The organism is Pseudomonas sp. R9.37 (genome assembly GCF_963878885.1).
Lineage (GTDB): Bacteria > Pseudomonadota > Gammaproteobacteria > Pseudomonadales > Pseudomonadaceae > Aquipseudomonas.
The window spans coordinates 99,607-106,176 of record NZ_CAWNZA010000002.1; the positions used below are offsets into that span (position 1 = coordinate 99,607).

The 6,570-nt window shown below is 61.9% G+C and carries 6 protein-coding genes; 3 read left to right on the top strand and 3 right to left on the bottom strand.

The window, feature by feature from the left end:
• Positions 1 to 7: 7 nt before the first annotated feature.
• From AACU78_RS01525 to AACU78_RS01535, 3 genes are read right to left on the bottom strand one after another with little or no spacing between them, the layout of a single operon-like run.
• Positions 8 to 334: a DUF3325 domain-containing protein gene (locus AACU78_RS01525; protein ID WP_106579479.1), complete on the bottom strand. Its 327-nt coding sequence runs from the start codon at positions 332 to 334 to the stop codon at positions 8 to 10.
• On the bottom strand, positions 335 to 1,909 hold the full coding sequence (locus AACU78_RS01530; protein ID WP_106579480.1) for a PepSY-associated TM helix domain-containing protein: 1,575 nt from the start codon (positions 1,907 to 1,909) through the stop codon (positions 335 to 337).
• Positions 1,906 to 2,208: a DUF3649 domain-containing protein gene (locus AACU78_RS01535; protein WP_106579481.1), complete on the bottom strand. Its 303-nt coding sequence runs from the start codon at positions 2,206 to 2,208 to the stop codon at positions 1,906 to 1,908. Before AACU78_RS01535 ends, AACU78_RS01530 begins: the two co-directional genes overlap by 4 nt.
• 170 nt (positions 2,209 to 2,378) lie before the next feature.
• Between AACU78_RS01535 and AACU78_RS01540 the strand changes: the two genes are divergently transcribed.
• The 3 genes from AACU78_RS01540 (at position 2,379) to fecA (ending at position 6,231) form a co-directional block, all read left to right on the top strand.
• Positions 2,379 to 2,867 (top strand): sigma-70 family RNA polymerase sigma factor, encoded by a 489-nt coding sequence (locus AACU78_RS01540; protein ID WP_106579482.1) that lies wholly within the window; start codon positions 2,379 to 2,381, stop codon positions 2,865 to 2,867.
• Positions 2,864 to 3,805 (top strand): FecR domain-containing protein, encoded by a 942-nt coding sequence (locus tag AACU78_RS01545; protein ID WP_106579483.1) that lies wholly within the window; start codon positions 2,864 to 2,866, stop codon positions 3,803 to 3,805. Before AACU78_RS01540 ends, AACU78_RS01545 begins: the two co-directional genes overlap by 4 nt.
• Positions 3,806 to 3,894: 89 nt before the next feature.
• Positions 3,895 to 6,231 (top strand): TonB-dependent Fe(3+) dicitrate receptor FecA, encoded by a 2,337-nt coding sequence (gene fecA, locus AACU78_RS01550; protein ID WP_106579484.1) that lies wholly within the window; start codon positions 3,895 to 3,897, stop codon positions 6,229 to 6,231.
• The last annotated feature ends 339 nt before the right edge of the window (positions 6,232 to 6,570 follow it).

Consider the following 6,570-nt stretch of genomic DNA (forward strand, 5'->3'; position numbering starts at 1 on the left):
GGGAAGCTCAGAGTAAGGCGAACGCCGCAACAGGGCTGGCCAGCAGGCCGACGCCCGCCAGAATCAAGGCCAGCCTTGGCCGATACGGCAACAGCAACACCAGCAACAGTGCGCTGAGCATCAAAACGGCGCACCACTCCACCAACCCCTGCGCCCAATTCGAGGCCGCCACGGCCGGCGACATCGACAGCGCCAGCAGCAGCCAACCGGCCACACGCAACGTGAGGCGTCGGGGTGGTGAGGGTTTGCTGTGCAGCAATTCACCGTGATGGCGGTCGGTGGACAGGCACAGCGCGGTAAACCCGGCGTAGCACATCAACAGGGCGAGCAGCATTCAGTTCGCCTCCTGCTTGAGCGTCAGTCCACGTGCGCGTTCGGCCTTGAGCTGCGGCGCCGCGCGGCGCTGCATCTTCCAGGCCGCCCAGGTCAGGAACAGGCCGCTGGCCAGGCACGTCAGGTCGAAACCGGCCATGGCCCAATCACCGCTGACCAGTGACACGCCCAAGTGCTGCGACGTGGTCAATGCGTTGAGCAGTGGAATGGCCACAAACAGCAAGGCGCCAAGGCTCAGTTGCTCAACCCAGCCCTGGCGGCCTCGCCGCAGCACGGCATGCAACAGGCTCAGGCCCCAGGCAATAAAGAAGGTTTGCACCTCCCAGTCGGACCGCTCGGCGAAGCTCACCGGCAACAACCGGTTGGCCCAGAAAAACGCCGCGATGGCGATCATCAGCCCGGCCATACTGGCCATGTTCAGCACTTCAACCAGCCGCAGTTCAAACGGCATAGCAGCAGTTTTGGCGTGCTTGAGCTGGCGCTTGCCGAGCCAAATCACAAGGCCCGTGCCGATCATCGCCGTGCCCGCCAGCCCGCAGATAAAGTACAACCAACGCAGCACCGGGCCGGCGAAATGGCCCATGTGCAAGCCGTAGAAACTGCCGCCAATTGCCGCTGGCAACGACTGTTCACCGCTGACCCGCAACAACTCGCCGGTGGTGCCGTTGAACGACACGCTGCTGCCGAAATCGTGCACCACACGGTCGGCACCTGCGCGGACCACATTGACCGAGGCGTTCACATCGCCAGGGTTGTTGACCACCAAACGACCAACATGCCCACCCGCCCATTGCTGGCGCGCCTGCTCGTACATCGGCCCTAACGGCAGCAATACACCCGGCTGGCCGAGCGCCGGCGCGTTGTTGGTATTGGGGAACACTTCATTGAAAAACGCACGGCTGTCGTCGCCGTAGGAAGCCACGATCGGCGCGGGCATCACCATGCTCATGAAGATCACCAGACTGCTGTAGGTGATCATCAAGTGAAATGGCAGCACCAGCACGCCCACCGCGTTATGCCCGTCGAGCCAGGAGCGCTGGCCTTTGCGTGGGCGGAAGGTGAAGAAGTCCTTGAAGATTTTCTTGTGGGTGATGATGCCGGTGATCAGTGCGACAAACATCACCATCGCGGCGATGGTCGACAGCCAGCGCCCCCACGGGTAAGGCATCTGCAGCTGAAAGTGGAAGCGATAGAAGAACTCGCCGCCCATGCTTTCACGCGCCTGCACGGGCTGGCTGGTGACGGGATCGAGAACTTTCTGGATGAAGTTGCCGCGTTTGCCCGGGTCGACCTTGTCTTGCCACATCACCGACAGGCCGGGATCGCGGCTGTCCGGCAGGGTGATAAACCAGCGCGCGGCATTGGGCGCCTGTTGCTGCAGATAGGTTTGGGCGGCGGCGAGACTACGCGCGTCATCCAACGGATAAGCCTGCACTTCGGGCTGCATCCAATGGGTAATTTCGTCCTTGAAATAGGACAAGGTCCCTGTCAGGAAAATCGCAAACAGCAGCCAGCCAAAGATCAGTCCAGCCCAGGTGTGCAACCAGGCCATCGCCTGGCGAAAGCCCTCTTTCATGTGCGCGTCATCCACAAACCGATGCCCGCCAGCGTGGCAAACATCGCACTCGGAAGCATCACGCCAAACCAGGCTCGCCCTGCCGTGCGGCAGGCAAAACACCAGATTACCGCCAACAGGTAGAACACAAACGAACTCATCATCCCGGTGATCACCGCGTCGGCGCGGGACGTGGGCATCCACAACGCCAGGCAGACGGCTGCCAGGGACGCCATCAGGTAACCGCCGACCACGGCAGCCAGCACGCGCGAAGTTACGGCGAGGCGATAGACAACGGGAAGTGAGGGTTTGCTTTTCATGCGGGAGGCGCCAGGGTCATCAGCGCGCAATATTAATGATAAATATTCTCATAAGCAAAAGAGAACGGATGAATCACCGGTCCTGGCGGATTGCCGAACCTCGTCACGCGCCCTACAATGCGAACAATTCTTGTTCTCTAAAGCACGCCGATGCTTACGGAGTGATTGCGTTGCAGCCGTCCACCCTCGTTGAAGTTCTGTACAACGACCATCACCACTGGCTTACCGGCTGGTTGCGACGCAAACTCGGCTGCCCGGAAAGCGCGGCCGACCTGGCCCAGGACACTTTCATCCGTGTGCTTACCGCGCGGGACGCGCCAACGCTGATCGAACCCCGCGCGTTCCTCACCACCGTGGCCAAGCGCGTGCTGTTCAACTTCTATCGCCGTCAGGACCTGGAACGCGCCTACCTCGACGCACTGGCGCAGATGCCCGAACACGTAGCGCCGTCGGAAGAAGAACGCGCAATCATCCTGCAGACCTTGCTGGAGCTCGACCAACTGCTCGACGGCCTGCCCGTTCAGGTCAAACGCGCCTTCCTGCTGGCCCAGCTCGACGGCCTGACCTACGCGCAAATCGGCGCCGAGCTGGGTATCTCCATCGCCACCGTCAAGCGCCACCTGAATAAAGCCGCCATGCGCTGCTACTTCGCCCTATGAACTTCTCCACGCAAGTCGCCGAACAAGCCGTGCACTGGCTGATGGAAATGCAGCAAGGCGCACTCAACCCGCGCCAGCAAGCGGCCTGGCAGCAATGGCTGGACGCCCACAGCGAACATCAGCGCGCGTGGGACCATATCCAGCGCGTCAACCAACGCCTGCGCGGCATGCCCTCACCCTTGGCGCACGCCGCCTTGAACGCGCCGAAAACCAGCAGCCGGCGCCAGGCCCTCAAACTGCTGCTGATCCTCGGTGCCGGTTCGGCCGCGGCCTGGAGCCTGCGCCAGCAACATATTCTGCCGCCGCTGAGCGCCGACTACCGCAGCCCCGTGGGCCAACGACGCAACGTGCAGCTGGCCGATGGCAGCCAGTTGCAGCTCAACACCGGCAGCGCTGTGGATGTGCATTTTGACAGCAGTCAACGGTTGGTGCGCTTGCTCGAAGGCGAGATCTTGCTGACCGCACGCCCCGGCGATACGCCGCTGCACGTGCTGACCGGCCAAGGCCTGCTCAGCAGCCAGGCGGCGCGGCTGAACGTGCGTCAGTTCAACGACCATACGCAACTGGCAGTTTTCGATGGCCATGTAGAGGTAATGCCCAACCACTACAGCGGCCTGCCGCTGAACATCGAGGCCTCGCGCCAAGTCAATTTCACCCGCAAAGGCTGGGACACCCCGCGCCCGACCGACGCCAACAGCGGCGCCTGGGCCGACGGCATGCTGGTGGCCGCGCACATGCGCCTGGACGATTTCCTCGCCGAGTTGGGTCGCTATCGCCGAGGCCAGATCAATTGCGACCCGCAAGTGGCCAACCTGCTGCTGTCCGGCAGTTACCCGCTGGATGACAGCGAACGCATCCTCGACCTGTTGGAGGTCAGCCTGCCGGTGAAAGTACGGCGTTTTACCCGCTACTGGGTGACCGTCCAGGCACGCGCGTAAATTATTTTAAAAAATATGAGCCGTTTTCCACACCTCGCGTGACAGAGAAGGAAAGCCACCTTGATCCTACCTTCTCAGGACCGCCCTTCATGCCCCAGCAACCGACGCTTCTTGCCCGCACCTTGCGCCAACTCCTACTGGGCGCCAGCCTGAGTTTTACCGCACTGCCCTCTGTAATGGCCGCGGATGCCAAGCCTTACCACATCGCCCCAGCAACCCTGGAAGCCGCGCTGAACCAATTTGGTCGCGAGGCCGGCGTGCTGATTTCGTTCGGCTCCCAGGTCACAGCGGGTATGCAGAGTCGGGGTTTGTCGGGCAATTTCAGCGCCGACGAAGGCTTGCAAAAACTCTTGGAAGGCACCGGCCTGCAAGCGCGCGCCGAGGGCGATAACGCCTACAGCCTGCAACCGGCCAGCGCCCCGGCCACTGTCCAATTGCAAACGTCAAACGTGGTCGGCGACTGGCTCGGCGATGCGGCGCAAACCAACGTGTTCGAACACCCTGGCGCGCGTGATGTGATCCGCCGCGACGAGTTCGAGCGCCAGGGTGCCACCCAGGCGCGTGACGTGCTCAACCGCATTCCCGGCGTCAACGCCCCGGAAAACAACGGCACCGGCAGCCACGACATGGCGCTGAACTTCGGCATCCGTGGGCTCAACCCACGCCTCGCCTCGCGCTCCACCGTCTTGATGGATGGCATCCCGGTGCCCTTCGCGCCGTATGGCCAACCGCAGCTGTCCTTTGCCCCAATCAGCATGGGCAACATGGACGCCGTGGACGTGGTACGCGGCGGCGGCGCGGTACGTTATGGCCCGCAAAACGTCGGTGGCATCGTCAACTTCGTGACCCGCGCAATCCCTGACGCCCCCACCGTCAAAGGCGGCTTGCAGACCGAGACCAGCCCGTCCTCCAGCCATGATGGCTTCAAGACCACCGGCAACCTGCTGGCAGGCGGGACGGCTGACAATGGCCTGGGCGGCGCCATTTTGTATTCCGGCACCCGTGGCGGCGACTGGCGCGAAAACAGCAACACGCGCATTGACGACTTGATCCTCAAAGGCAAATACCAGTTGGACGACGCCAACAGCTTCAACGCCATGGCGCAGTACTACGAAGGCCAGGCCGATATGCCCGGGGGTTTGAGCGTCAAGGACTACAAGGCCGACCCATACCAGTCCACCCGCCCCTACGACAAATTCTGGGGCCGCCGCACGATGTTCAACGCCGGTTACCGCTACCAGGAAGATCGCCGCGAATTCACCGCCAACACCTTCTTCACCACCACGTTGCGTAATGGCTATCTGGATCAGGGCAACTTCCTTTCGCTGTCGCCGCGCGAGTACTGGGTACGCGGCCTCGAAACCCGCTTCGCCCAAGGCTTCGACCTTGGCCCCACCAGCCACGAAATGGGCATCGGCTACCGCTACATCAACGAAGCCGGGCACGAGTTGCGCTACCGCACGCCGATCAGCGCCAACCAGCAACTGCCCGACACCAACAGCCGCAACGACCGCGACACGCGTGGCGCCACCGAGGCCAACGCGTTTTTCGTCGATGACCGCATCGATATCGGCAAGTGGACCATCACCCCAGGTATCCGCTACGAGATGATCGAGTCCCAGCAGACCAACAACCTGACCAACGTCAAGTACAAAGGCGACTACAACACCGCGCTGCCGGCGTTGAACGTGCTTTACCACCTGACCGAAGACTGGAACCTCTACGCCAACACTGAAGGCTCGTTCGGCAGCGTGCAGTACAGCCAGATGCCGAACCGCGTGACCAGCGGCGAAGTGAAACCGGAAAAAGCCCGCACCTGGGAACTCGGCACGCGTTATGACAACGGCACCCTGCGTGCGGAAATCGGCGCGTTCCTGATCAACTTCGACAACCAGTACGACAGCAACCAGACCAACGACTCGGTGATCGCCCGCGGCGAAACGCGCCATCAAGGCATCGAGTCGAGCCTCAACTACGCCCTCGACGGGCTAAGCCCGGCGCTGGCCGGTTTTGACGTGTATGCCACCTACGCCTACGTCGACGCGACCATCCGCGAAGACGGCCCGAACAAGGGTAATCGCGTGCCCTTCTCCTCCAAGCACAAAGGCACCGTGGGCGTCGGTTACACCGAAGGTCGCTGGAAACTCAACCTGGACAGCAGCTACCAGAGCAGCCAGTTCGCCGACAACGCCAACACCCAGGCGGAAAGTGCCGACGGCAGTACCGGACGCATCCCAGGCTACATGCTGTTCAGCAGCCGCGCGGCGTACGACTTCGGCCCACAGCTGTCGGATTTGAACGTGGCAGTCGGTGTGAAAAATATCCTCAACAAGCAGTACTACACCCGCTCGTTCGACGATAACAACAAAGGCAAATACGTCGGTGAGCCGCGCACGGTGTATGTGCAGACGTCCATCGCGTTCTGATTGCCTGAGTCATAAAAGCACCGGCCAAGGACTGGGATCTTACAAAACACGCAACCCCCTGTGGGAGCTGTCGAGCCCCGGCGAGGCTGCGAAGGCGGCGGCACAGGCGCTATCCAAGGCGCCTGACCCACCGCTTTCGCAGCCCGCTAAAGCTCGACAGCTCCCACAGGGGATTTGTTTTTGTCAGTCAAACCTCGGCTCACAACAGCATCGCGACAAGTACAAATCTCGCCCGCAATAGAGATTAACTGTGGGAGCTGTCGAGCCCCGGCGAGGCTGCGAAGGCGGCGGTACTGGCGATATCCAAGGTGCCTGACCCACCGCTTTCGCAGCCTCGCT